General features: G+C 65.9%; 23 protein-coding genes and 1 tRNA gene. 16 read left to right on the forward strand and 8 right to left on the reverse strand.

The window, feature by feature from the left end:
* The first annotated feature begins 33 nt into the window (after positions 1 to 33).
* The 6 genes from EQZ23_RS04705 to EQZ23_RS04730 are packed head-to-tail and all read left to right on the forward strand — an operon-like array spanning position 34 to position 5,155.
* A complete protein-coding gene (locus EQZ23_RS04705) occupies positions 34 to 939 on the forward strand; it encodes an alpha-L-glutamate ligase (RefSeq protein WP_128453240.1) in 906 nt (301 codons plus the stop codon).
* Positions 939 to 1,955, forward strand: coding sequence for an LLM class flavin-dependent oxidoreductase (locus EQZ23_RS04710; RefSeq protein WP_128453241.1), 1,017 nt, complete (start codon positions 939 to 941; stop codon positions 1,953 to 1,955). The genes EQZ23_RS04705 and EQZ23_RS04710 overlap by 1 nt, the downstream gene beginning before the upstream one ends.
* Positions 1,952 to 2,686: an ATP-binding cassette domain-containing protein gene (locus EQZ23_RS04715; protein WP_128453242.1), complete on the forward strand. Its 735-nt coding sequence runs from the start codon at positions 1,952 to 1,954 to the stop codon at positions 2,684 to 2,686. Before EQZ23_RS04710 ends, EQZ23_RS04715 begins: the two co-directional genes overlap by 4 nt.
* Positions 2,683 to 3,345 carry a methionine ABC transporter permease gene (locus tag EQZ23_RS04720; RefSeq protein ID WP_128453243.1) on the forward strand — a complete coding sequence of 221 codons (663 nt, stop codon included), beginning with the start codon at positions 2,683 to 2,685 and terminating at the stop codon, positions 3,343 to 3,345. The genes EQZ23_RS04715 and EQZ23_RS04720 overlap by 4 nt, the downstream gene beginning before the upstream one ends.
* Positions 3,346 to 3,353: 8 nt before the next feature.
* Positions 3,354 to 4,148 carry a MetQ/NlpA family ABC transporter substrate-binding protein gene (locus EQZ23_RS04725; protein WP_128453244.1) on the forward strand — a complete coding sequence of 265 codons (795 nt, stop codon included), beginning with the start codon at positions 3,354 to 3,356 and terminating at the stop codon, positions 4,146 to 4,148.
* Between the two features lie 38 nt (positions 4,149 to 4,186).
* Positions 4,187 to 5,155 (forward strand): magnesium and cobalt transport protein CorA, encoded by a 969-nt coding sequence (locus EQZ23_RS04730; protein ID WP_128453245.1) that lies wholly within the window; start codon positions 4,187 to 4,189, stop codon positions 5,153 to 5,155.
* A gap of 159 nt (positions 5,156 to 5,314) precedes the next feature.
* Here the strand turns inward: EQZ23_RS04730 and EQZ23_RS04735 are convergent, their stop codons facing one another.
* Both EQZ23_RS04735 and EQZ23_RS04740 read right to left on the reverse strand, forming a co-directional pair.
* A complete protein-coding gene (locus tag EQZ23_RS04735) occupies positions 5,315 to 6,304 on the reverse strand; it encodes an NADP-dependent oxidoreductase (protein ID WP_128453246.1) in 990 nt (329 codons plus the stop codon).
* 141 nt (positions 6,305 to 6,445) lie between these two features.
* Entirely contained in the window at positions 6,446 to 7,666 is a 1,221-nt protein-coding gene (locus EQZ23_RS04740; protein WP_128453247.1) for a DUF2171 domain-containing protein, read from the reverse strand.
* A 295-nt stretch (positions 7,667 to 7,961) separates the two neighbouring features.
* Between EQZ23_RS04740 and EQZ23_RS04745 the strand changes: the two genes are divergently transcribed.
* From EQZ23_RS04745 to EQZ23_RS04755, 3 genes are all read left to right on the forward strand, one after another.
* Positions 7,962 to 8,037: transfer RNA gene (locus EQZ23_RS04745), tRNA-Ala, on the forward strand.
* 288 nt (positions 8,038 to 8,325) lie between these two features.
* Complete coding sequence (locus EQZ23_RS04750) at positions 8,326 to 8,619, forward strand: hypothetical protein (RefSeq protein WP_128453248.1); 294 nt, start codon at positions 8,326 to 8,328, stop codon at positions 8,617 to 8,619.
* Positions 8,620 to 8,723: 104 nt separating this feature from the next.
* A complete protein-coding gene (locus EQZ23_RS04755; RefSeq protein WP_128453249.1) occupies positions 8,724 to 9,275 on the forward strand; it encodes a glycine zipper 2TM domain-containing protein in 552 nt (183 codons plus the stop codon).
* Between the two features lie 57 nt (positions 9,276 to 9,332).
* On the opposite strand, the gene EQZ23_RS04760 is transcribed toward EQZ23_RS04755, so the two are convergent.
* The gene (locus EQZ23_RS04760; protein WP_206364162.1) at positions 9,333 to 11,456 is read right to left on the reverse strand and encodes a prolyl oligopeptidase family serine peptidase; all 2,124 of its coding nucleotides are present in this window, start codon (positions 11,454 to 11,456) and stop codon (positions 9,333 to 9,335) included.
* Between the two features lie 126 nt (positions 11,457 to 11,582).
* Here EQZ23_RS04760 and EQZ23_RS04765 point away from each other — a divergent pair, with 126 nt between their 5' ends.
* Positions 11,583 to 12,977 (forward strand): MFS transporter, encoded by a 1,395-nt coding sequence (locus EQZ23_RS04765; protein WP_128453603.1) that lies wholly within the window; start codon positions 11,583 to 11,585, stop codon positions 12,975 to 12,977.
* Positions 12,978 to 13,223: 246 nt separating this feature from the next.
* Here the strand turns inward: EQZ23_RS04765 and EQZ23_RS04770 are convergent, their stop codons facing one another.
* Positions 13,224 to 14,966 carry a DUF885 domain-containing protein gene (locus EQZ23_RS04770; RefSeq protein WP_128453251.1) on the reverse strand — a complete coding sequence of 581 codons (1,743 nt, stop codon included), beginning with the start codon at positions 14,964 to 14,966 and terminating at the stop codon, positions 13,224 to 13,226.
* Between the two features lie 126 nt (positions 14,967 to 15,092).
* On the opposite strand from EQZ23_RS04770, the gene EQZ23_RS04775 reads away from it, so the two are divergent.
* Positions 15,093 to 15,917, forward strand: coding sequence for an alpha/beta hydrolase (locus EQZ23_RS04775; protein ID WP_128453252.1), 825 nt, complete (start codon positions 15,093 to 15,095; stop codon positions 15,915 to 15,917).
* Positions 15,918 to 16,020: 103 nt separating this feature from the next.
* Here the strand turns inward: EQZ23_RS04775 and EQZ23_RS04780 are convergent, their stop codons facing one another.
* Positions 16,021 to 16,344 (reverse strand): septum formation initiator family protein, encoded by a 324-nt coding sequence (locus EQZ23_RS04780; RefSeq protein WP_240663237.1) that lies wholly within the window; start codon positions 16,342 to 16,344, stop codon positions 16,021 to 16,023.
* A 25-nt stretch (positions 16,345 to 16,369) separates the two neighbouring features.
* On the reverse strand, positions 16,370 to 17,650 hold the full coding sequence (gene eno, locus EQZ23_RS04785; protein ID WP_128453253.1) for a phosphopyruvate hydratase: 1,281 nt from the start codon (positions 17,648 to 17,650) through the stop codon (positions 16,370 to 16,372).
* Positions 17,651 to 17,792: 142 nt separating this feature from the next.
* Between eno and EQZ23_RS04790 the strand changes: the two genes are divergently transcribed.
* The 5 genes from EQZ23_RS04790 to EQZ23_RS04810 all read left to right on the forward strand — a co-directional run bounded on the left by EQZ23_RS04790 (position 17,793) and on the right by EQZ23_RS04810 (position 19,743).
* Entirely contained in the window at positions 17,793 to 18,260 is a 468-nt protein-coding gene (locus tag EQZ23_RS04790) for a hypothetical protein (RefSeq protein WP_128453254.1), read from the forward strand.
* A gap of 4 nt (positions 18,261 to 18,264) precedes the next feature.
* A complete protein-coding gene (locus EQZ23_RS04795; protein WP_240663239.1) occupies positions 18,265 to 18,618 on the forward strand; it encodes a phage holin family protein in 354 nt (117 codons plus the stop codon).
* Positions 18,615 to 18,887, forward strand: a complete 273-nt coding sequence (locus EQZ23_RS04800) for a phosphatase (RefSeq protein WP_128453256.1) — start codon at positions 18,615 to 18,617, stop codon at positions 18,885 to 18,887. Before EQZ23_RS04795 ends, EQZ23_RS04800 begins: the two co-directional genes overlap by 4 nt.
* 63 nt (positions 18,888 to 18,950) lie before the next feature.
* Positions 18,951 to 19,430: a hypothetical protein gene (locus tag EQZ23_RS04805; RefSeq protein ID WP_128453257.1), complete on the forward strand. Its 480-nt coding sequence runs from the start codon at positions 18,951 to 18,953 to the stop codon at positions 19,428 to 19,430.
* An 82-nt stretch (positions 19,431 to 19,512) separates the two neighbouring features.
* Complete coding sequence (locus EQZ23_RS04810; RefSeq protein WP_128453258.1) at positions 19,513 to 19,743, forward strand: DUF4170 domain-containing protein; 231 nt, start codon at positions 19,513 to 19,515, stop codon at positions 19,741 to 19,743.
* 117 nt (positions 19,744 to 19,860) lie between these two features.
* On the opposite strand, the gene EQZ23_RS04815 is transcribed toward EQZ23_RS04810, so the two are convergent.
* Together EQZ23_RS04815 and greA are read right to left on the reverse strand one after the other, a co-directional pair.
* Positions 19,861 to 20,511 carry a rhomboid family intramembrane serine protease gene (locus tag EQZ23_RS04815; protein ID WP_128453259.1) on the reverse strand — a complete coding sequence of 217 codons (651 nt, stop codon included), beginning with the start codon at positions 20,509 to 20,511 and terminating at the stop codon, positions 19,861 to 19,863.
* Positions 20,512 to 20,516: 5 nt separating this feature from the next.
* On the reverse strand, positions 20,517 to 20,993 hold the full coding sequence (gene greA / locus EQZ23_RS04820) for a transcription elongation factor GreA (RefSeq protein WP_128453260.1): 477 nt from the start codon (positions 20,991 to 20,993) through the stop codon (positions 20,517 to 20,519).
* Between the last annotated feature and the right edge of the window lie 36 nt (positions 20,994 to 21,029).

A 21,029-nucleotide genomic window follows, 5' to 3' on the forward strand; every position in this document is an offset into this window, starting at 1 on the left:
GCACGCCCGGCCGTAATGCGTATCCGCAGTGGAATGACCGATCTCGCCATTGTCTACGAACACCCGCTCTGGTTCGAACCCTTGTTCGCCGCGCTCGATCGCCGCGGCGTCGATTTTACGCGCGCCACGCCCGACGGGCATTGGAACCCCGCCGACCAGACCGCCCCGGGCAGCGTGGTGTTCAACCGGATCGCGATGTCGAGCTTCCTGCGTAACGACGAGCACCCGATCTTCGACACGATGGCGATGCTCGATCACTGGCGGCGCACGGGTGCGCGCGTGATCAACGGGACCGACGTGCTCGCGATCGACGCGTCCAAGGCGCGCCAATTGTCGCTGATCGCGTCGCTCGGTCTCGCGATCCCCGAGACGCGCGTCGTCCACCGCGCCACCGACGTCGTCCCCGCCGCACAGATGCTCCGCTTCCCGCTGGTCGTGAAGGCAAACATCGGCGGATCGGGCGCGGGCATCATCCGCTTCGACAGCCTCGACCAACTCCGTGCCGCCGTCGCCGATAGCGGCCTGCCGGACAGCGTCGACGGCGTGCTGCTGGTGCAGGAATATGTCCCCGTCCGCGATGGCACGATCACCCGGATCGAGACGCTCGACCGCAAGTTCCTCTACGCGATCGAGGTCGCGGGCGGCGGTGCGTTCGATCTCTGCCCGGCGGATGCGTGCGTCGTCCCCGGCTCGGGGATCAAGATGGCCGCGGTCGAGCCCTCGCAGACCCTGCGCGACGCCGCCGAGGCGGTCGCGCGCGAAGTCGATCTCGATGTCGGCGGGGTCGAGGTGATGATCGACGACCGTGACGGCGTCGCGCGCTTCTACGACATCAATGCGCTGTCGAACTTCGTCGCCAAGCCGCTCGACGTCCTCGGCTGGGATCCACACGACCGCCTCGTCGATTACCTGGTCGACCAAATCGAGAAGGCTCTCTGATGCGCTACGGTTACTGGACTCCTGTCTTCGGCGGCTGGCTCCGCAACGTCCCCGACGAGGGGATGGAGGCGAGCTGGGCCTACACCAAGGCGCTGACGCAGAATGCCGAGCGCTGGGGCTACGACCTGACGCTGATCGCCGAGCTGAACCTCAACGATATCAAGGGTGTCGAACAGCCCGCGCTCGATGCATGGTCGACCGCGGCGGCGTTGGCGGCGGTGACCGACAGCATCGAGCTGATGGTCGCGGTCCGCCCGAACTTCCACCACCCCGCGCTGTTCGCCAAGGCCGCCGCGAATATCGACCGGATCTCGGGCGGGCGCCTCGCGCTCAACGTAGTGTCGTCCTGGTGGGCGGATGAGGCCAGGCAATACGGCCTCCAGTTCGACCAGCACGATGATCGCTACGCGCGGACCGCCGAGTGGCTGACCGTGGTCGATGGCCTCTGGACCCAGGAACGCTTCGATTTCGCCGGGCAATTCTACACCACCGAGCAAGCGATCTGCTCCCCGAAGCCCGCCAAGCGCCCCACCGTCTATGCCGGCGGCGAAAGCGAAAAGGCCAAGACGCTGATCGCCGCGCAGTGCGACGCGTACGTCATGCACGGCGACCCCGCCGCCGCGATCGCGCCCAAGATCGCCGACATGGCCGCGCGCCGGGAAGCCGCAGGCGGCGCCCCGATGCAATACGGCATGGCCGCCTACGCGATCGTCCGCGACAGCGAGGCGGAGGCGAAGCGCGAACTCGACCGCATCACCAGCGTCAGCGAACTCCCCGCCGGCTACGCCAATTTCGACCAGTGGCTGTCGGGCACGCAGCTCGAACGCGAGATGAAGATCCAGGAATATTCGGTTTCCAACCGCGGCCTGCGCCCCAATCTGGTCGGCACGCCCGAACAATTGAAGGAGCGCGTCGCGGAATACGAAGCCGCCGGGCTCGACCTGCTTCTGCTCCAGATGAGTCCCCAGGCCGAGGAAATGGAGCGGTTCGCGGCGCAGGTCATGGGGTCCGCATGATCCGCCTCGTCGACGTCTCCAAAACCTACCCGACAAGCGACGCCGCCGCACTCGACGCCGTGTCGCTGGAAATACCCGCGCGCGGCGTGTTCGGCGTGATCGGCCAGTCGGGCGCAGGCAAGTCGACTCTGATCCGCCTGATCAACGCGCTCGAACGCCCGAGTTCGGGCCGGATCGAGATCGACGGCGTCGACGTCGCGTCGCTCTCGTCCGCGAACCTGCGCACGCTGCGGCGGCGGATCGGCATGATCTTCCAGAATTTCGGCCTGCTCTCGTCGCGCACGGTCGCCGCCAACGTCGCCTTCCCGCTGGAACTCGCCGGTGTGCCCAAAGCCGAACGGGATACGAAGGTTGCCGCGCTTCTCGAGCGCGTAGGCCTGTCCGATCACGCCGCGAAATACCCCGCCCAACTCTCCGGCGGCCAGAAGCAACGCGTCGGCATCGCCCGCGCACTCGCCACAGACCCGGACATCCTCCTCTGCGACGAAGCGACCAGCGCGCTAGACCCCGAAACCACCCGCTCGGTCCTTACACTCCTCCGTGACCTAAACCGAGATCTCGGCCTGACGATCGTCCTCATCACCCATGAAATGGACGTCGTCCGCTACGTCTGCGACCGCGTCGCGGTGCTCGAGCGCGGCCAGGTCGTGGAGACCGGCGCGGTCACCGGTATCTTCGCCGACGCCAAGCATCCGGCGACCCGGCGGATGCTGGCGGCGCTCGCTGCATGAGCTTCTTCGCCAACATCGACTGGTCCGACATCGGCCAGGCGTGCCTCGACACGCTGATCATGCTCGCCGGATCGCTGATCCTCACGATCGCGCTCGGCCTCCCGCTCGGCGTGCTGCTCTACCTCACCGGGCAAGGCCGCCTGTCGCAGAACCGCGTGGCCAACGTCGTGCTCGGCGTCATCGTCAACATCCTCCGCTCGGTGCCGTTCATCATCCTGCTGATCGTGATGATCCCGCTAACCGTCATGCTCGTCGGCACCTCGCTCGGCGTCGCCGGCGCGATCCCGCCGCTCGTCGTCGGCGCCGCGCCCTTCTACGCGCGCCTCGTCGAGGGATCGTTGAAGGAAGTCGACCGCACCACGATCGAGGCGGTGCAGGCGATGGGCGCGACCACGCGCCAGATCGTCACCGGCGCGCTGATCCCCGAGGCGCTGCCCGGGCTGATCGCCGGCGCGACCGTCACCGCGGTCGCGCTCGTCTCGTTCACCGCGATGGCCGGCGTAGTCGGTGCCGGCGGGCTCGGCGATCTTGCGATCCGGTTCGGCTATCAGCGGTTCCAGACCGACGTCATGGTCGTCACGGTCGTGCTGCTGGTCGTCCTCGTCCAGATCCTCCAATATGCCGGCGACGCGCTCGCCCGCCACTTTACCCGCCGCTAGGAAACGCCATGAACCGCCGCACCCTGCTCGCCTCGATGTCGCTGCTCGCGCTAGCCGCCTGCGGTGGCGCAAAGACCAATGACGGCAAGACGCTGACCGTGGCCGCGACCGCGGTGCCGCATGCCGAGATCCTCGAGTCGATCAAGCCGACGCTCGCCAAGGAAGGCGTCGACCTCCAGATCCGCGTCTTCAACGACTACGTGCAGCCCAACCTTCAAGTCGACCAGAAGCAAATCGACGTCAGCTATTTCGAGACCAAGCCGTATCTCGACGAGTTCAACGCCTCGCGCGGCACGCATCTGGTGACCTATGCCGGCGTCCATGTCGAACCGCTCGGCGCCTATTCGCGCAAGTGGAAGACGATCGCGCAGGTGCCGAACGGCGCCACCGTCGCGATCCCGAACGAGCCGAGCAACGGCGGCCGCGCGCTGCTGTTGTTGCAAAAGGCCGGTCTGATCACGCTCAAGACCCCGACCAATCCGCTGTCGACGCTCCGCGATATCGCCACCAACCCGCGCAACCTGCAGTTCAAGGAACTGGAAGGCGCCACCCTGCCCCGCACCCTCGGCGAGGTCGATCTCGCGCTGATCAACACGAACTACGCGCTCGATGCGAAGCTCAACCCCGTCCGCGACGCGCTCGCGATCGAGGACAAGAATAGCCCCTATGTCAATTTCGTCGTCGGCCTGCCCGGCGGCGAGAAGGACCCGCGCGTCGTCAAGCTGATCGCGGCGCTTCGCAGCCCGACGACCAAGGCGTTCATCGAGCAGCATTATCAGGGTGCGGTCCTGCCGGCGTTCTGATACCGGCGCGAGCCTTGTTCGGGTAAAGTCGAGGCTCCATGACGGTCGTCGCCGCGTATCTCTATCGCCATGGCAAACGCGTCCGCGCGGTCTCGATCGACGAGAAGGTCGATTGCCCGGCTGACCGGTCCGAGTTCGTCTGGATCGGAATCTGCGATCCGAGCGACGACGAGATGCGGACGTTGCAGGAGCAGTACAACCTGCATCCCCTCGCGGTCGAGGATGCGATCAAGGCGGACCAGCTGCCCAAGATCGACGTCTATGGCGACCAGCTGTTCGTGGTCGCGCGCACAGCCCAACTCGAAGGCGACAAGATCGCGTACGGCGAGACCGCGATCTTCGTCGGCCACAGCCATATCATCAGCGTCCGCCACGGCTCCGCGCGTTCGCACAAGGCGTTGCGCGAACAGCTCGAAGCCGCGCCGACCTTGCTGGTCAACGGCGTCGACTATGTCCTCCACGCGATCCTCGATTACGTCGTCGACGGCTATCTGCCGATCGTCGAGAGCATCGAGGACGAGGTGCTGGCGATGGAACAGCGCATCATCGATGCCTTTCTGGGCCGCGAGGAGATCGTCCGGATCTTCGGCCTGCGCCGCGAGATGATCCGCTTCCAGCGCATCCTCGGGCCGATGGGCGAGGTCGCGAGCAAGATCGTCCGGCTCGACCTTCCGTGCATCGACGGCAACGTAAAACCCTATTTCAGCGACGTGCTCGACCATGTCCGCCGCGTCCAGACGATGGTGGACGGCCTGCGCGAAGTGCTGACATCGGTGTTCGAGTTCAGCAACCTGCTCGAACAGCAGCGCACCGGCGCGATCACGCGCCAACTCGCCGCCTGGGCTGCGATCCTCGCCGTCCCGACCGCGATCGCCGGCATCTACGGCATGAACTTCGAGAACATGCCCGAGCTGAAGACCGAATACGGCTATTTCGTCGTGTTGGCCGTCATCGCGGTGGTCTGCGGCGCGCTGTATCTAAAATTCAAACAGGCGAAGTGGTTGTAGAGACGCGTGGTACCCGACCGCTAATCCTCCCCCGCCAGGGGGAGGTGGCTGCCACTTGCCAGACGGAGGGGGCGGTAAGGGAAACGCCTGTTCCGTGCCCTCCCCCTCCGTCGCCTCCGGCGCCACCTCCCCCTAGCGGGGGAGGATTGAACGCCAGACTCAAACCTTGACGAGCATCTTCCCCATATTCCCACCCGAGAACAGCCCCAGGAACGCATCCGGCATCGTCTCGAGCCCCTCGTGCACCGTCTCCTGCCGCTTCAGCGTACCCGCCGCCAGCATCCCGCCCATGTCCTTGTAGAACTCGTCGGCGCGGCTCATGAAATCGCTGACGATGAAGCCGCGGATCTGGATGCGGTTGCCGATCAGCCGCGCGAGATACTTCAGCTGCGTCGCCGCACCGCTGTTGTAGACGTCGATCATCCCGCAAACCGCGAACCGCGCGTGCATGTTCGCATGCGCCAGCGCGGCGTCGAGATGCTCGCCCCCGACATTGTCGAAATACACGTCGATGCCCTTCGGTGCGGCCTGGCCAAGCGCCTTCACCACCGGCACGTCGCCCTTGTAGTCGATCACCGCATCCGCGCCGAGCGACTTCACCCACGCGCATTTCTCCGCGCCGCCGGCCGAGCCGATCACCGTCATGCCCTTGGCCTTGGCGACCTGCACCACGGTCGACCCGACCGCACCCGCCGCCGCGGACACGAACACCGTGTCGCCCGCCTTGGCCTCGGCGACCGCGAGCAGCCCGAAATAGCCGGTCATCCCCGGCATGCCGAGCTGCCCCAGAAACGCCTGTGGCGGCACGTCGAGCGCGGGCAGCTTCTGGACCTGCGCGGCGGGCACGACGGCCTCGTCGCGCCAGCCCGCCATGTGCAGCACCATGTCGCCGACCTTGATGCCGTCGTCGTTGCTCTCGACCACTTCGCCGACCGCGCCGCCCTGCATCGCCTCGCCCAGCGCGAACGGCGGGACATAGCTCTTCACGTCGTTCATCCGCCCGCGCATGTACGGATCGACCGACAGCCAGCGGTTCGCGATCCGCACCTCGCCGGCGCCGAGCGCGGCCGTATCGAGATCGATCATTGCGAAGTCGGTATGCTTCGGCATGCCTTGCGGACGTGCCTTCAGGCTCCATGCACGGGCCATAATCTTGCTCCTGTCGTTGAATTTCGTACACCGGGTATGGCAAAACCGCCCCCGCGCGCAACCCGCAAAAAAGCCCGGACGTTTCCGCCCGGGCTTCGGTCAGACCGCCGTCAGCAGACGCCGATCCTCAGTATCGCGCGATCAATAGCCGCCCGAAAAGCTCTTCCCCGGCGTCTGCCCGGTGGTGCCCGCAGCCGTCCCGGTGGTCGTCGTGCCCTGGTCGCGCTCGGTCCCGGCCCCGCTGGATGCACCGTAAGTAGCCGAACCGGCGTCCTTCTTGTCGCCCCCAGTCCGGTCGCCATAGTCGAACATCGCCGAGTTGCGCTCTTCTTCCTTCCACGCCGCCTTGGCTTCGTCCGCCGACTTCGACAGCGTCACCTTGCCGTCGACGGTCTTGATCCAGCGCGACGGAATCGAGTGATGGACGCCGCCCGCATCCTTGTCGTTCTTGGTCAGCAGGATGCGGTCGCCCTTCACCTTGTCGACGGTGCCGACATGGCTCCCGTCGGAGCCGACGACTTCCATATGCTCGGCGACTTGCGACAGCGAGCTCCGCTGGCCCTGACGCTCGGTGCGCCACGACGAGAACTCGTTCTCGAACTTCGACCGGTTCTCGTTCCGATATTCGTCATAATCGCGGTCGAGCGCGGCGATCTGCGTGCTGCGCCAGTTATGATAATGGTCGTCGTGAGGATTGGACGTTCGGCCACCCGACGGGCGATCGGTAGGCTGATCGTACCGTGCATCCGCCTCGCGCCGACGCTCGGCCTCGTCGTCGCCGAACCACGAGCGAACCTCGTCACCCGCCCGCGCGATGAACCCACGATCGTCATAATCATAGCCTTGGGGCTGGCGACCATATCCGCCGCGGTTGCCATCGTTCCGATCGGCATTCCCGCGACGATAATCGTCGTCCGCGTGACGGTTGCGCCCCACGTCCTCGAAGCGCCGACCGTCCGACGCATAGCTGCCGTGATACTCGGTATCGCCCGAATTCTGGCTGCGCTGGCCATAGTCCGACCGACCATAGCCCTGCTGGCCGTAAGTCTGGCCCGAGCCCTGGCTATAGCGCGACTGACCATAGCGGTCGTCGCCCGATGGCTGCTGACGATCGTTGTGACCGCCATAATCGCGGTTTCCCTGATCGCGGTTCTGTTCGCGTCCGTACTGATCGCGACTACGCTGCTCCTCACGTCCGCGATCATTGTGACGATCGAACTCACCGGCTGCTGCATAATCGCGCGCACTGGATCGACCGTAATCGCCGCCATCGGAACGGAAATCACGACCATAGTCCTGAGAATTTGGCCGACCGTAATAGTCGCCCGATTGGCGATCTCGGGTATTGCGTTCGTAGACCATAGGAGCCTCCTAATTGCTGTCCTGCGGCTGCCAGCCTCGTCGGTCGCTCTAGTCGATCGCGGGGCCGTACATTCCGAGGACAACAAACGTCCAGCCAGTCAATTGTTCCTGCATTTGCCGTAGCTTGACGGCGACACGACGCAACGCTGCGACGACGTACCCGACCGGGATCAAAGCATAGGCCGCGCTGAGGGCACACTGCCCCGACGGGCTCCGAAAAACCGGCTGACCAAGCCAGTTGCATCCCAGAAACCGGCCCGCTAAATGCGCGATCATGGCCTTTGGCCGACCGCGCGGGGCCGTAGCTCAGATGGGAGAGCGCTGCAATCGCACTGCAGAGGTCAGGGGTTCGATTCCCCTCGGCTCCACCAGCGCAACACGGTGACAATTAAACGTTTCGCCCCGCTTCCTCACGATCGTGGAGGAGCGGCACCAACGCCGTCTCGTCGCCGCAGTCCCGTAGTCGCTCGCGAACCGCGCGAGAGGGGCTGGCTCAGGAAACGGCCGGATATGCCATGGCGGAAGCCGTGGCATCGTGACGCGAACCGGCAATATTCGCTGGAAACCTGTACCGCAGCCGACAAAGCCGTTCAGGAACGATGTCTCTCGATAGCCGTATCAGCGGCACATCCCGATCGTCGGGTTCGAGAGGACATCTCATGAAGTTTACGCATCTCATCGCCGCCGGGTTGGCCTTTGCGACGCTCGGCCTCGGCGCCGCCGCTCCTGCCGAGGCGCAGCGCGATCGCGGGTATAGCCAGCAGTATCGCGGCAACGACCATCGCGGCGACCACCGTGGCGACCGTCGCGATTTCCGCCGCAACGATCATCGTGGCGATCGCCATGACGACCGCCGTTATCGCGGCCGCGGCAACGATCGTCGCAACTGGAACAACAATCGCCGTTGCCGCACCGAATGGCGCAACCATCGTCGCGTGCAGATCTGCCGCTGATGCAAGCCGATCCGGCGCGTAGTATAGTGCGTCGGCAACTGGCGGGCGGTGGCATGATGTCGCCGTCCGTCCCTGCATGTGAACCCTTGACGAGGATTTGGATCATGAAGCGTTTCTTCGGCACGGCTGCGGTTATTGCGGCGACCTGCCTTTCCGTTGCCACGCCGGCGCTCGCGCAGTCGCAGGCCGACGATGCGCGCTTCGCCGCCGCCCAGGCGCGGCTCGACAGCGAATTGCAGATCTTCCGCACGGAATTCGATCGCTACCAGTCGGTGCGCGGCAATCGCGGCGGCTATGCGCCACAGACCGGCTACCGCACCGCCCCCGATCGCAGCGGCGACTATCAGGACGCCTATCCCGACGAGCGCGACGAGGGCAATTACGATCCTTCGCGCTATTATCGCGCCGGGCCGAACTACCAGGAGCGCACGCTGGCGACCGACGACCGAGTCTATGCCGGGCAGGATGGCCGCTATTACTGCAAGCGCAACGACGGCACGACCGGGCTGATCATTGGTGCAGCGGGTGGCGGCATCCTCGGCAACGTCATCGATGGCGGCCGTTCGCGGATTGTCGGGTCGCTGCTGGGCGCGGCCGCGGGTGGCCTTGCCGGCCGCGCGGTGGAGCAGAGCAACAACCAGGTCCGCTGCCGCTGAGGTTGTGACCGATCCTCCCCCGCAAGGGGGAGGATTACGATACCCTCTTCCGCCCCCCTACTTCGCCGGCCCGACCAGCTTCTGCGCGAAATACGTCATCTGCAGCGCCTGCAACCGCGCGCCCTGCTCGATATCCGCATCGCCCGAATGCCCGCCCGCGGTATCCTCGTAGAACAGATACGGCAGGCCATATTCCTTCAGCCGCGCCGCGAACTTGCGCGCATGCTGCGGCCCGACGCGGTCGTCCTTGGTCGTCGTCCAGATATACGGCTCCGGATACGCCACGCCCTTCTTGATGTTCTGATAGGGCGAGATCGTCTCGAGGAACGCCTTCTCCGCGGGCACCGTCACCGAGCCGTATTCGTCGACCCACGACGCGCCGGCGGCGATCCCCTCGTAGCGGATCATGTCGAGCAGCGGGACCTGGATCGTCACCGCCTTCCAGAGATCGGGATGCTGGTTGAACTCGACCCCCATCAGCAGGCCGCCGTTCGACCCGCCATAGATGCCAAGCTTCTGCGGGCTGGTCAGCTTACGCGCGAACAGGTCCTTCGCGACGGCGGCGAAGTCGTCGTAGATCACCTGCCGCTTCGTCTTGCGCCCGGCGTCATGCCATTTGGGCCCGAACTCGCCGCCCCCGCGGATGTTGGCGAGCACATAGGACCCGCCCCGCTCGAGCCACAGCTTGCCCGTGCTCCCCGAATAGCTCGGCGTCATCGATACCTGGAAGCCACCATACGCCGTCATGATCGTCGGCGTCGTCCCGTCGAGCGCGATGCCCTTTTTGTGGACGACGAAATACGGCACCTTCGTCCCGTCGGTCGAGGTCGCCTCAAATTGCTCGACGACGTCGTTCGACGCATCGAACTTGGGCGGCAGCGTCTTGATCGCTTTCGGCGCGGCCCCGGCGGCGGCATCGAGCGCGTAGAGGGAGGTCGGCGTCAGGAAGCCCGTCACCGTCAGATACGCGTCGTCGCTGCGATCGGTCGTGCTGGCGACATCGATCGAGGCATTGTCGGGCAGCGCGATCGGCGTGGCGGTCCAGCCGCCTGCCCCATGCGTAAAGACCGAGGCGCGCCCGCGGACATTGTCCGACACCACCAGCAACAGCTTCGACTTGGTCAGCCCCATCCCGTCGACCGACTGGCGCGGCCCTGGCGCGAAGACAATCACCGGGTCGATCTTGCCCTTCTCGACCTCGGCAAGCGGCGCCGACGCGATCGCGCCCTCGGGAATCTTACCCCACGGATCGCTGGTCGAGAAGATCACCTGGCCGTCGATCATCCCCGACGGGAACGTCCGATCCGGCAAATCGAGCGGCCGCGTGCCCGCTGGCGTCCACACCAGTTTGTCCGCGCCGAAGAACGTCTTGCGCCGCTGGATCACGACCAGCCGGTTGCCCTTCTCGTCGGTCAGCACGTCGGCGCCGGTCGGCCCCTGGTCGGTCGCCGCCCCGCGATACACTTCGGTCGCGGCGGTCAGTGGCGCCCCGCGCTTCACCTGCTTCAACACGAACGCATAACCCGATTGCGTCGTCGTCCCCGCCCCCCAGTCGCGCGCGACCAGCAGCGTATCCTTGTCGGCCCAGGTCGCATCCTGCTTCGATTTCGGCAGCATGAAGCCGCCCTCGACGAACGCGCCGGTCGACAGGTCGAACTCGCGGTACGTCACTGCGTCCTCGCCACCCTCCGACAGCGCGACCAGGCACAGCCGCTCCTCGGGCAGGAGGCAGGTCGAGCCCTTCCAGACCCACTGCTTGCCCTCGGCCTTGCCCAGCGCATCGAGATCGAGCGCGGTCGTCCATTTCGGCGTCGCGCTCGCATAGTCGGCTGCACTCGTCCACCGCCACAGCCCATGCGGGTGGTCGGCATCGCGCCAGAAATTATAGATCCGCCCGAACATCTGGTTCGGCATCGGGATTCGATCCTTCGCCGACGCGATCGCCAACGCCTCGGCGTAATACGTCTTGTAGCGCGGATCGTTCTGGAGCCGCGGCAAGGTCTTCGCATTCTCCGCCTCGACCCAGGCGAGCGGCTTGGCGCCATCCTTGTCCTCGAGCCAGATATACGGATCGGCGGCGGTAGCTGCGGTATTGGGAGTCTTGGTCATCGGCGCGACTTGGGCGGTCGCGGCCGTCCCCGCAAGCAGGGTCGCCGCTGTCGCAAACAAGATACCACGCATATACAACTCCCTACCGTCACCCCGGACTTGTTCCGGGGTCCACCGATCCGCATAGCAAATCGCCGAGAGTGTGCGGCACGGTGGTCCCCGGAACAAGTCCGGGGTGACGAAGTGAGTCGAAGAAAAATGCAGGACGGCCTCGCCAAGCCGCAGCGCTTCATCGCGATCGCCGCGATCTCGGCCGGCACCGCGCTCACGGTGATCGACGGCGGCATCGCCACCGTCGCGCTGCCGACGATCGCGCACGACCTGAACGTCGGCAACAGTGCGGTCGTCGCGGTGGTGACGGTCTACCAGTTGATCCTGGCGATGGCGCTGCTGCCGTTTTCGGGGCTTGGCGACCGGATCGGTCTGAAGCGGATGTATCAATACGGCCAGCTGGTCTTCACAATCGCGACGTTGCTGTGTTTCTTCGCAAAGAGCCTGCCGTTCCTGCTCGTCGTCCGCGCTGCGCAGGCGCTGGGCGCTGCGGCGGCGCTCAGCGTCTCGTCGGCGCTGATCCGGTCGATCTATCCCGCCCGACAACTCGGTCGCGGGCTCGGGATCAATTCGGTGATCGTGTCGAGTTCGGCCGCGCTCGCCCCGACGCTCGGCGGGCTCGTGCTCGCCATCGCGCCCTGGCCATGGGTGTTCGCCAGCGCGGTGCCGTTCGCGGTTTTGAGCCTCGTGCTCGGCCGCGCGCTGCCCGAACCCAGCCGCCGCGACGCGCCGTTCGACGTGCTAGGCGCTGTCATGTGCGCGGCGATGATCGGGCTCGTCATCGGCGGCGCCGAGAGCGCGGTGCACGGCGACAGCCCGATCGTATCGGCCGCAATCGTCGCGACCGGCGTGGCGATCGGCTGGTTCTTCGTGCGCCGCGAACAGGGCGAGACGAACCCGATCCTGCCGATCGACCTGCTCGCGCGCCCGGTCCTCGCGCTGTCGGCGATCGGCGCGTACGCGGCGTTCATCGCGCAGATGACTTTGCTGCTGTCGACGCCGTTCCGCCTGACGCACGCGTATGGATTTTCGGCCGCCGAGGTCGGCGCGGCGATCGCGCCCTGGCCGCTGGCGAACATGGTGGTCGCGCCGCTCTCGGGGTGGCTGTCGGATCGCTATCCCGCCGGGATTCTCGGCGGGATCGGCATGGGCGTCTCGATCTGCGCATTGCTGCTGCTGGCGCACATGCCGCTGGAGCCCAGCTATTTCGACATCGCGTGGCGGATGGCGCTGTGCGGGTCGGGGTTCGGGATGTTCATGGCGCCCAACGCGCGGCTGATCATCGGGTCTGCACCGCGCGAGCGGGCGGCCGCGGCGGGTGGGCTCGTGTCGACGGTGCGGCTGGTCGGCCAGACGACCGGCGCGACCGTGGTGGCCGCGTTGCTGGCGATGGGGGTCGGCGCAGGCACGACGCCGCCGCTGGTCGCCGCCGGGCTGGCGCTGGTGGCGGGGCTCTGCAGCCTGTCGCGGCTAAGGCCCTCGATCCGCAATCCGCAGACCGAGGAAACACGAGACGTCCAACCGGCGCCGCAGGCGCGGTGAGGCTTTAGACAGAAGAATGTTCACCCGCGAAGGTGGGTGCCCAGTCTGGGCTCCCGCCTTCGCGGGAGACCATGGTTCAGGAGAGCATTCCTCCTCCCCAGCCACCCCGGCGAAGGCCGGGGCCCAATTGGGGGACGGAGGTAACGGAGCGCTGCCCTCCGTTACTGTGACCTCTCCAATTGGGCCCCGGCCTTCGCCGGGGTGGTAGTTGGGGGGAGGGTTGAGACCCTCTCCCCCCCCCCCCAATCAGAACGCCGCCGTCGCCTTCGCCTCCCCCATCATAGCCTTGCGCACCAACGGGATCGGCGGCCCGCCATAGCTCAGCAACTGGTCGTGGAACGCCTTCCACGCCTTCCGCCCGCCCCGGCTCGCGGTCCAGTCGCTACGCAACTTGCGGATCATCAGCTTGCCCATCGTGTAGTTCAGATACGCCGGATCGTACGTCCCCCGCGCCGCCTGCTGCCGCGCATTGCCCTCGTCCTGATAGCATTCGTCGACGAACATCCGGAACGACTGCTCCTGCGACATGCCCTTCGCGTGCATCCGGATCGCCGACAGATAGCGGCAATCACGCAGCAACGCGTTCGAGATCTGGCCGACATGCGTCTCCGCGTCCCCTCCGTTGAGCCCCGCCTCGAACATCATCTCCTCGGCATAATGCGCCCACCCCTCGGCGAACGCGTACCCGACGAACAACCGCCCGAAGAGCGACGGCGAGCGGTTCGCATGCAGGAACTGGACGAAATGCCCTGGCATCACCTCGTGGACGGAGGTGAACAACAGGTCGTCTTTCCCCGGCACGAACGCGTCCTGCACCGCCTTGGTCCAGGTGGGGTCGGGCGGCGAGATGTAATAGATCGACGGCACGCCCTTCTCGAACGGCCCGGGCGGATCGATATACGCCGAGTTCTGCCGGTTATAGGGCGGCGATTCCTCGACCAGCGCCTGCTCGGTACCGGGGATCGTCACCAAGTCGTGATCGATCACGAACTTGCGCAGCGTCGGGATCTGTCGCCGCGCCTCGGCGACCGGGCCGCCGACCGGCTTGTTCGCGTTCATCTTGTCCATGCACGCGGGGATCGTCTGGCCCTTGGCGAATATCCCGCAGGCCTGCGCGAGCGCCGCCTGGTTGCGCTTGAGATCGGCGACGCCCGCCGCCTCCAGTTGCGCCAGCGGCGTATCGACGCCCTCGGTGGCGGAAACCATCCGCGCGAACTTGTCCGCGCCCAGCGCAAACCCCTGCGTCGCGGTCGCGCGCTGGCCCTCGGTCCATGCGCCCAGATCGTGCATCGCCTTCGCCGCCGCCTGCGCCGCGTCGGCCAGCTGCTTCTGCGCCGCCGCATCCTTGACGCCCGCAAACGCCTTCACCGCGTCGCCCGCATAATAATCGGCAAAGCCGTTAAACGCCGCCGCGCCGTAATTGACGAAGCTCAGCGGCATCGGCGTCTTCAGGTTAGCCTTGATGTTCCCCGTCGCCGCCGGGATCTTCTGCAGGAACGCGGTCAGTGCCTTCATCCGCGTCGGCGCATCGGCATAGTCGCGCGCGATATACGTGTTCGGGTCGAGCCCCGCGCCGACGTACCAGGCCGGGTTGGTATGCGGCTGGTCCGCATCCTCAAGCCAGAACAGCTTTCCCTTGGCGACCTGCACCAGGTAATCGCGCTCGAACGCCTCGGCGGGCTTCAGATCCTTGAACGCCCCCGCCCTGTCGATCGCGCTGTGCAGGAAGTCGGCCTGCCGCTTCAGCCCCGCGGCGCTCCAGTCGCCGAGCCCGCCGTCATAGTCGTGCCTGCCCTGATAGACCGCGTTCGCCGGATCGATCTTGAACCAGCCTTCGATGAAGCCGTCGCGGAACCCGGCCCAGTCGCTCTTCGCGGCGGGTGCGGCAGGCGCGGTCGGCGCCTGCGTGTTACCGCCGGTCTGTGCAGGGCCGCACGCGCTCAGCGCGAGCACCGCGCCGAGCGCCGTCGTCAAAAGTCCGATCCGCATCGCGTCTCCAGTTCCGATTCGTATACGGATGCTATGCTGCCAGCCGAAGCGCCGCTGCGCCAGTGCGCGGAACGGCGATCACGGCGAGCCGTTGAGTGTGCACGTCCTCGATCCGCTGGAGACCCCATGCCCTTTATCAAAACCCGCGACGGTACCGACCTCTACGTCAAGGATTGGGGCAGTGGTCGCCCGGTCGTGCTGCTCCACGGCTGGCCGCTCAACGCCGACAGCTGGGACGCGCAGGCAATGGCGCTCGCCGAAGCCGGCTTCCGCGCGATCGCCTATGACCGCCGCGGCTTCGGCCGGTCGGGCCAGCCCTGGTCGGGCTATGACTATGACACGCTGACCGACGATCTCGCCGACGTGATGGAAGCGACCGGCGTGACGGACGACGCGACGTTGGTCGGCTTCTCGATGGGCGGCGGCGAGGTTGCGCGCTACATGAGCCGCTACGACGGCAAGGGCGTGGTCGCCGCCGGGCTGATCGCGTCGGTCGTACCGTACATGCTCAAGACCGACGACAACCCCAACGGCGTAGATGCGGAGACGCTCGCCGGGATCGGCGCAGGAATCGAGGACGACCGCCCGGCGTTCTTCAAGACGTTCCTCCAGCAGTTCTTCGGCGTCGGTTTCATCACCTCGCCGGTCAGCGACGAGATCGTCGACTGGGCCTGGGGCCTTGCGATGCAGGCGGGGTTGAAGCCGACGCTGGCATGCGCGGACTCGTTCGGCCACACCGACTTCCGCGCCGACCTCGCGGCGTTCCGCGTGCCGACGCTGATCGTGCACGGGACGAGCGACAAGACCGTCCCGATCGACGCCACCGGCCGCGCCGCCGCCAAGGGCATCGCGGGTTCGCAGCTGGTCGAATATGACGGCGCACCGCACGGCCTGACGGTCACGGAGAGCAAGCGTTTCACCAACGACCTGCTCACGTTCCTAGGGCGCTAACCCCACCAATCCGTCATCCTGACCAAAGTCAGGATCCAGAGCCACGAACGAAAACGTCCGTGGCTCTGGATCCTCGATCAAGTCCAGGATGACGGGGCGGGACTCAGTTCCCCAGCGGAACGATAACCTCGTCCGGATGCGCGACGTTCAGTTCCCTGCGGACCATCTCGTCGACCATATCCGGGTTCGCATGATCCGGGTTCAGCAACGCCACCCGGTTCTTCAGCACCTCGCGCTTACGATCGAGCGCCGCATAATCCTGCTCGCGCTTGGCCAGCTGCCGCTTGTAATCGCCGTACGCGAACATTCCGTTCGGCCCGAGCACGGCATACGCGCCAAAGAACGCCATCAGCGTCAGCCCCAGCGCCGGCCACGCGGCCTTGCGCATCGTCTTCCGCAGCTTCGAACTCGTTGTCACGCGTGCCATGCCCGTCCTCCCGACTTCCAGCCTATCAGCCACCAATCAGGATGTCGCGGCCCGCATAGCGTGCGGCGTCGCCCAGCTCTTCCTCGATGCGGATCAGCTGGTTGTACTTGGCCAACCGGTCCGACCGCGCGAGGCTGCCCGTCTTGATCTGACCGCAGTTGGTCGCGACCGCGAGATCGGCGATCGTCGCGTCCTCGGTCTCGCCCGAGCGATGCGACATCACCGCTGTGAACTTCGCGCGCTGCGCCATCGATACCGCGTCGAGCGTCTCGGTCAGCGTGCCGATCTGGTTGACCTTCACCAGCAGCGAGTTGGCATAGCCACCCTCGATGCCGCGCTTCAGGCGCTTCGGGTTGGTCACGAACAGATCGTCGCCGACGAGCTGTACCTTGTCGCCGATCAGGTCGGTGAGCATCTTCCAGCCCTCCCAATCGTCCTCGGCCATGCCGTCCTCGACCGAGAAGATCGGGTAGCGACGCGTCAGGTCGGCGAGATATTCCGCCATCTCGCCGCTATCGAGGATCTTGCCCTCGCCCGAGATGTCGTACTTGCCGTTCTTGTAGAATTCGGTGGCGGCGCAATCGAGCGCGAGCATCACGTCCTCGCCGGGCTTGTAGCCGGCCTTCTCGATGCTCGACATGATGAAGTCGAGCGCCTCGGTCGTGCTGCCGATGTTCGGCGCGAAACCACCCTCGTCGCCGACGCTGGTCGACAGGCCCTTCTCGCTCAGGCCCTTCTTGAGCGTGTGGAAGATCTCCGAGCCACAGCGGACCGCCTCGAGGATGTTCGACGCGCCGACCGGCACAATCATGAATTCCTGGAAATCGATCGGGTTGTCGGCATGCTCGCCGCCGTTGATGATGTTCATCATCGGCACCGGCAGCAGATGCGCCTGCACGCCACCGACATAGCGATACAGCGGCAGGCCGCGCGCTTCGGCCGCGGCCTTGGCGACGGCCAAGCTGACGCCGAGGATCGCGTTCGCGCCCAGCCGGCTCTTGTTCTCGGTGCCGTCGAGCTCGATCATCGCGCGGTCGAGGTCCGACTGGTCCTCCGCGTCCATGCCGAGCACGGTGTCGGTGATCTCGTCATTGACCGCATCGACCGCGCCGTCGACGCCCTTGCCGCCCCAACGGCTCTTGTCGCCGTCGCGCCGTTCGACCGCCTCGTGTGCGCCGGTCGATGCGCCCGATGGCACCGCCGCCCGGCCGAAGCTTCCGTCTTCGAGGAGCACGTCGACTTCGACGGTCGGATTGCCGCGACTATCGAGGATCTGGCGTGCATGAAGGTCGATGATTGCGGTCACGTAACGATGCTCCTATCTTTCCCGGGGCCGGGTCGTTCGCGCAGCCTCTACCGCCTGACGCCTTATCGAGCAATCGCGCCCGCGGCCGGGAACCGTGCCATCGCACCGGTGTTGAGAGTGTAACAATTCGAAAGGGACGATCATGGCCGACACCGACGCAACGCCAATGGGCGAGAGCGACTTCACCGCCGACAGCAACACGCACGTCGCTGCCCCGCTCAAGGGGTCGACGACCGACACCAAGCAGGCGATCAAGGACGGCGCGACCAAGTACACCGCACAGGCTGCCGACAAGGCACGCTCGTTCGCCGACGACGGCAAGGCACGGGCCGGCACTGCGCTCGACCAGATCGCCCAGCTGCTGACCGACGCCGCAGGGCAGGTCGATGAAAAGCTCGGCGCGCAATATGGCACCTATGCGCGCAGCGCCGCTGACAGCGTCTCGGGCTTCGCCGACCAGGTGAAGGCGAAGGACATGGACGAGTTGATCGACGACGCACGCGAGCTCGTCCGCAAGTCGCCCGCGATCGCGGTCGGTGCGGCGGCCGCTGTCGGCTTCGTGATTGCACGGCTCGTGCAGTCCGGCGTCGATGCCAATCCGAAGGGCTGACGCGTTGTCGGATCCCGTGACCTTCGCGGTCGGCGACGACGAGAGTCTCTCGTCGATCGTCGGCCGGCTGGCGACCGAGACGCGCAGCCTCGCGACGGCCGAAGTGGCCGTCTACAAGGCGAAGTTCGGTGAGACGGCCACGGCCTACAAGTCGGCCGCGATGTTCTTTGCGATCGCCGGGGTGTTGGCACTGGCCGCACTGATCGCACTGCTGGTCGGTGCGATCTTGACCGTGGCGACGCTGGTGGGGCCAGGATGGGCGACCGCGATCGTCGTCGTCGCCGTGCTGGTCATGGCGGGCATATTGGCGATGATCGGCAAGTCGAAGCTTCAGACGAAGAGCGAGCCCGTATCATGACATCCGCCAAAGTCGCCGCCGCCGAGATCGAAGCGGCCCTCGCCCGCCAGCGCGTCATGATGACCGTCGGGCAGCTACAGGACCGGCTCAACCCGAAGCGGCTTGCGCTGAACGCCAGTCGCGACGTCGCCGATGCCGGCACCGCCGCGCTGACCGCCAGTGTCGACACGGTAAAGCGCAACCCGGGGCCAACCGCTGGCCTTGCCGCAGTCGCCGGGCTGTTCTTGGCGCGCCACCGGATCGTCGGCCTGTTCCGGCGCGGCCGCTGACCCGCGTTACCCTGAAGTTCGAGCGTTGAGAGACACGCGACCTGACCGAAAAAGGATATTCCCATGACCGACGGCAAGACCACCGCCCACGACACCACCCAGGAAGCCGAAGGCCGCCTTCGCGAAGGCTATGACAGCGTCCGCGAGACTGCGTCGAAGGTCTATCACGACGCGGGCGAGAAGGCCGCAGAGGTACTGGACGCCTCGCGCGATACTGCCAAGCGCACGGTCCAGAGCCTCGAATCCAATCCACTCGGCATCCTCGTCGGCGGCTTGGCCGTCGGCGTGCTCGCCGGCGCATTGCTGCCGCGCTCGGCCCGCGAAAAGGAACTGCTGGCACCGGTTGGCAAGCGGATCGGCGAAACCTTCGTCGCCGCGACCGCAGCGGCCAAGGCTGCCGGTCAGTCCGAACTGGGCGAACTGGGCCTCACCAAGGCCAATGCCCGCGATCAGGCCAAGGGCCTGCTCGATGGCGTCGTCAAGGCGCTGACCACCGCGGGTACCGCAGGTGCGAAGGCCGTTTCGCAAAAGCCCGCCGCCTGAAAAGAGCGCGAGCCTTAGGGTTCAAACCCTGCGCTGAACACGCTAGGGAGGCGGTAACCCCCCTCCCTAGGACAGCCATCGCATGAGCAAGCTCCACCTCGTCTTCGGCGGCCGCGTCAGCGACCCCCGCACCCTCGATTTCAACGATCTGAACGCGATCGAATTCGTCGGCGTGTTCCCCGACTATGCCAGCGCCGAAAAGGCTTGGCGTGCCGCAGCGCAGCGTACCGTCGACGATGCCGAGATGAAGTTCGTCGTCGTGCATCTCCACCGCATGCTCGAACCGAACCTGACCGGCACGACGGCGGCGTAAGACGCCGCGTCGTGCGCCCGAAGCACACGCGACCATCCCACCTCCCGTCATCCTGACGAAAGTCAGGATGACGGGAGGGCTGGAATTAGCGACCGCACTCCGCCCCCGAGCGAAGCTTCAAGCCGCCCGGTAATGCCAGAGAAGCAGCGGCCGAGCCAACACCAGCCCAGCCAGAAACCCACCGATATGTGCGCCGATCGCAATCGGCCCGTTCGCGCCAACCGAGGTGCCGAACCCGGCGAGTCCCATCAGTAACTGGATCCCGATCCACGCCGCGGCGAGCCAGACCACATGGACGACCCCCGAAGGCACCGGCCCGATCGCCTTCGCGCGTCGCTCGCCATACAGCAGCGCATAGGCCCCGACGACCGCCGAGATCGCGCCACTCGCGCCAATCATCGGCGCGGTAGACTCAGGCCCAAACGCCCAATGCCCCGCCGCCGCCGCATAGGCGCCAACGACGTACAGAATGACGAGCCCAAGCGGCCCCAAAGCGCGCTCGACGAACTGCCCGCAATACACAAGCATCACGAGGTTCAGCGCAATATGCGCCCAACCACCATGGATCAGCGTCGCGGTCAGCGGCGTCGCGAGCGCAGGAATTGCAAAGATATGCTCGCTCGGAATGCCGAGATCGGTCATCCGCAACGGGATGAAACCGGCGTTGATCGCCCAATAAGGCAGCACGTTCGCAAGCAACAGAAACGCGGAGACGATGATCGTTACGATCGTGATGATCGCCGTCGCCCGCGTCTCGAAAAACTTCATATCGGTCAGATGAACTCAATCTTGGACACGACGTAATAGCGCTCGCCGGCGGGCACCGTCACTTCGACCTCTTCGTCGAGCTTGCGCCCGATTAGCCCGCGGCCCAGCGGCGAGTTGTACGAGATGCGGCCGGTCTTGGCGTTCGCCTCGGTCTGGCCGACGATCTGATACTTGATCGGCTTGTCGTTCTCGTCGAGCAACGTCACCGTCGCGCCGAACACGACCTTGTCGCCCGACAGGTCCTTCGGATCGATGATCTGCGCACGGCTCAGCTTGTCCTCGATGTCGGAGATCGATGCCTCGACTTGGCCCTGGCGTTCCTTCGCGGCATGATATTCCGCGTTCTCGCTCAGATCGCCATGCGCGCGTGCCTCTTCGATCGCGTCGACGATCGTCGGACGTTCGGCCTTCAGGCGCTTGAGATCCGCACTGAGCGTCTCATAGCCTTCCTGCAGCATCGGCATCTTTTCGACGGTCGCCATCATCTCGTCCCCAAATCCATTTCCCCGCGCGGCGCC

The sequence above is a fragment of the Sphingomonas sp. UV9 genome (assembly GCF_004101245.1).
GTDB lineage: Bacteria > Pseudomonadota > Alphaproteobacteria > Sphingomonadales > Sphingomonadaceae > Sphingomonas.

Coding starts and splice junctions, on each gene's coding strand:
- EQZ23_RS04765 (WP_128453603.1), top strand. CDS start 11,583: ATGCAGGACGGCCTCGCCAAGCCGCAGCGCTTCATCGCGATCGCCGCG.
- EQZ23_RS04740 (WP_128453247.1), bottom strand. CDS start 7,666: ATGGTCTACGAACGCAATACCCGAGATCGCCAATCGGGCGACTATTAC.
- EQZ23_RS04755 (WP_128453249.1), top strand. CDS start 8,724: ATGAAGCGTTTCTTCGGCACGGCTGCGGTTATTGCGGCGACCTGCCTT.
- EQZ23_RS04805 (WP_128453257.1), top strand. CDS start 18,951: ATGACCGACGGCAAGACCACCGCCCACGACACCACCCAGGAAGCCGAA.
- EQZ23_RS04780 (WP_240663237.1), bottom strand. CDS start 16,344: ATGGCACGCGTGACAACGAGTTCGAAGCTGCGGAAGACGATGCGCAAG.
- greA (WP_128453260.1), bottom strand. CDS start 20,993: ATGGCGACCGTCGAAAAGATGCCGATGCTGCAGGAAGGCTATGAGACG.
- EQZ23_RS04800 (WP_128453256.1), top strand. CDS start 18,615: ATGACATCCGCCAAAGTCGCCGCCGCCGAGATCGAAGCGGCCCTCGCC.
- EQZ23_RS04715 (WP_128453242.1), top strand. CDS start 1,952: ATGATCCGCCTCGTCGACGTCTCCAAAACCTACCCGACAAGCGACGCC.
- EQZ23_RS04775 (WP_128453252.1), top strand. CDS start 15,093: ATGCCCTTTATCAAAACCCGCGACGGTACCGACCTCTACGTCAAGGAT.
- EQZ23_RS04790 (WP_128453254.1), top strand. CDS start 17,793: ATGGCCGACACCGACGCAACGCCAATGGGCGAGAGCGACTTCACCGCC.
- EQZ23_RS04815 (WP_128453259.1), bottom strand. CDS start 20,511: ATGAAGTTTTTCGAGACGCGGGCGACGGCGATCATCACGATCGTAACG.
- EQZ23_RS04710 (WP_128453241.1), top strand. CDS start 939: ATGCGCTACGGTTACTGGACTCCTGTCTTCGGCGGCTGGCTCCGCAAC.
- EQZ23_RS04770 (WP_128453251.1), bottom strand. CDS start 14,966: ATGCGGATCGGACTTTTGACGACGGCGCTCGGCGCGGTGCTCGCGCTG.
- EQZ23_RS04760 (WP_206364162.1), bottom strand. CDS start 11,456: ATGCGTGGTATCTTGTTTGCGACAGCGGCGACCCTGCTTGCGGGGACG.
- EQZ23_RS04725 (WP_128453244.1), top strand. CDS start 3,354: ATGAACCGCCGCACCCTGCTCGCCTCGATGTCGCTGCTCGCGCTAGCC.
- EQZ23_RS04735 (WP_128453246.1), bottom strand. CDS start 6,304: ATGGCCCGTGCATGGAGCCTGAAGGCACGTCCGCAAGGCATGCCGAAG.
- EQZ23_RS04730 (WP_128453245.1), top strand. CDS start 4,187: ATGACGGTCGTCGCCGCGTATCTCTATCGCCATGGCAAACGCGTCCGC.
- EQZ23_RS04810 (WP_128453258.1), top strand. CDS start 19,513: ATGAGCAAGCTCCACCTCGTCTTCGGCGGCCGCGTCAGCGACCCCCGC.
- EQZ23_RS04720 (WP_128453243.1), top strand. CDS start 2,683: ATGAGCTTCTTCGCCAACATCGACTGGTCCGACATCGGCCAGGCGTGC.
- EQZ23_RS04705 (WP_128453240.1), top strand. CDS start 34: ATGACCGATCTCGCCATTGTCTACGAACACCCGCTCTGGTTCGAACCC.
- EQZ23_RS04750 (WP_128453248.1), top strand. CDS start 8,326: ATGAAGTTTACGCATCTCATCGCCGCCGGGTTGGCCTTTGCGACGCTC.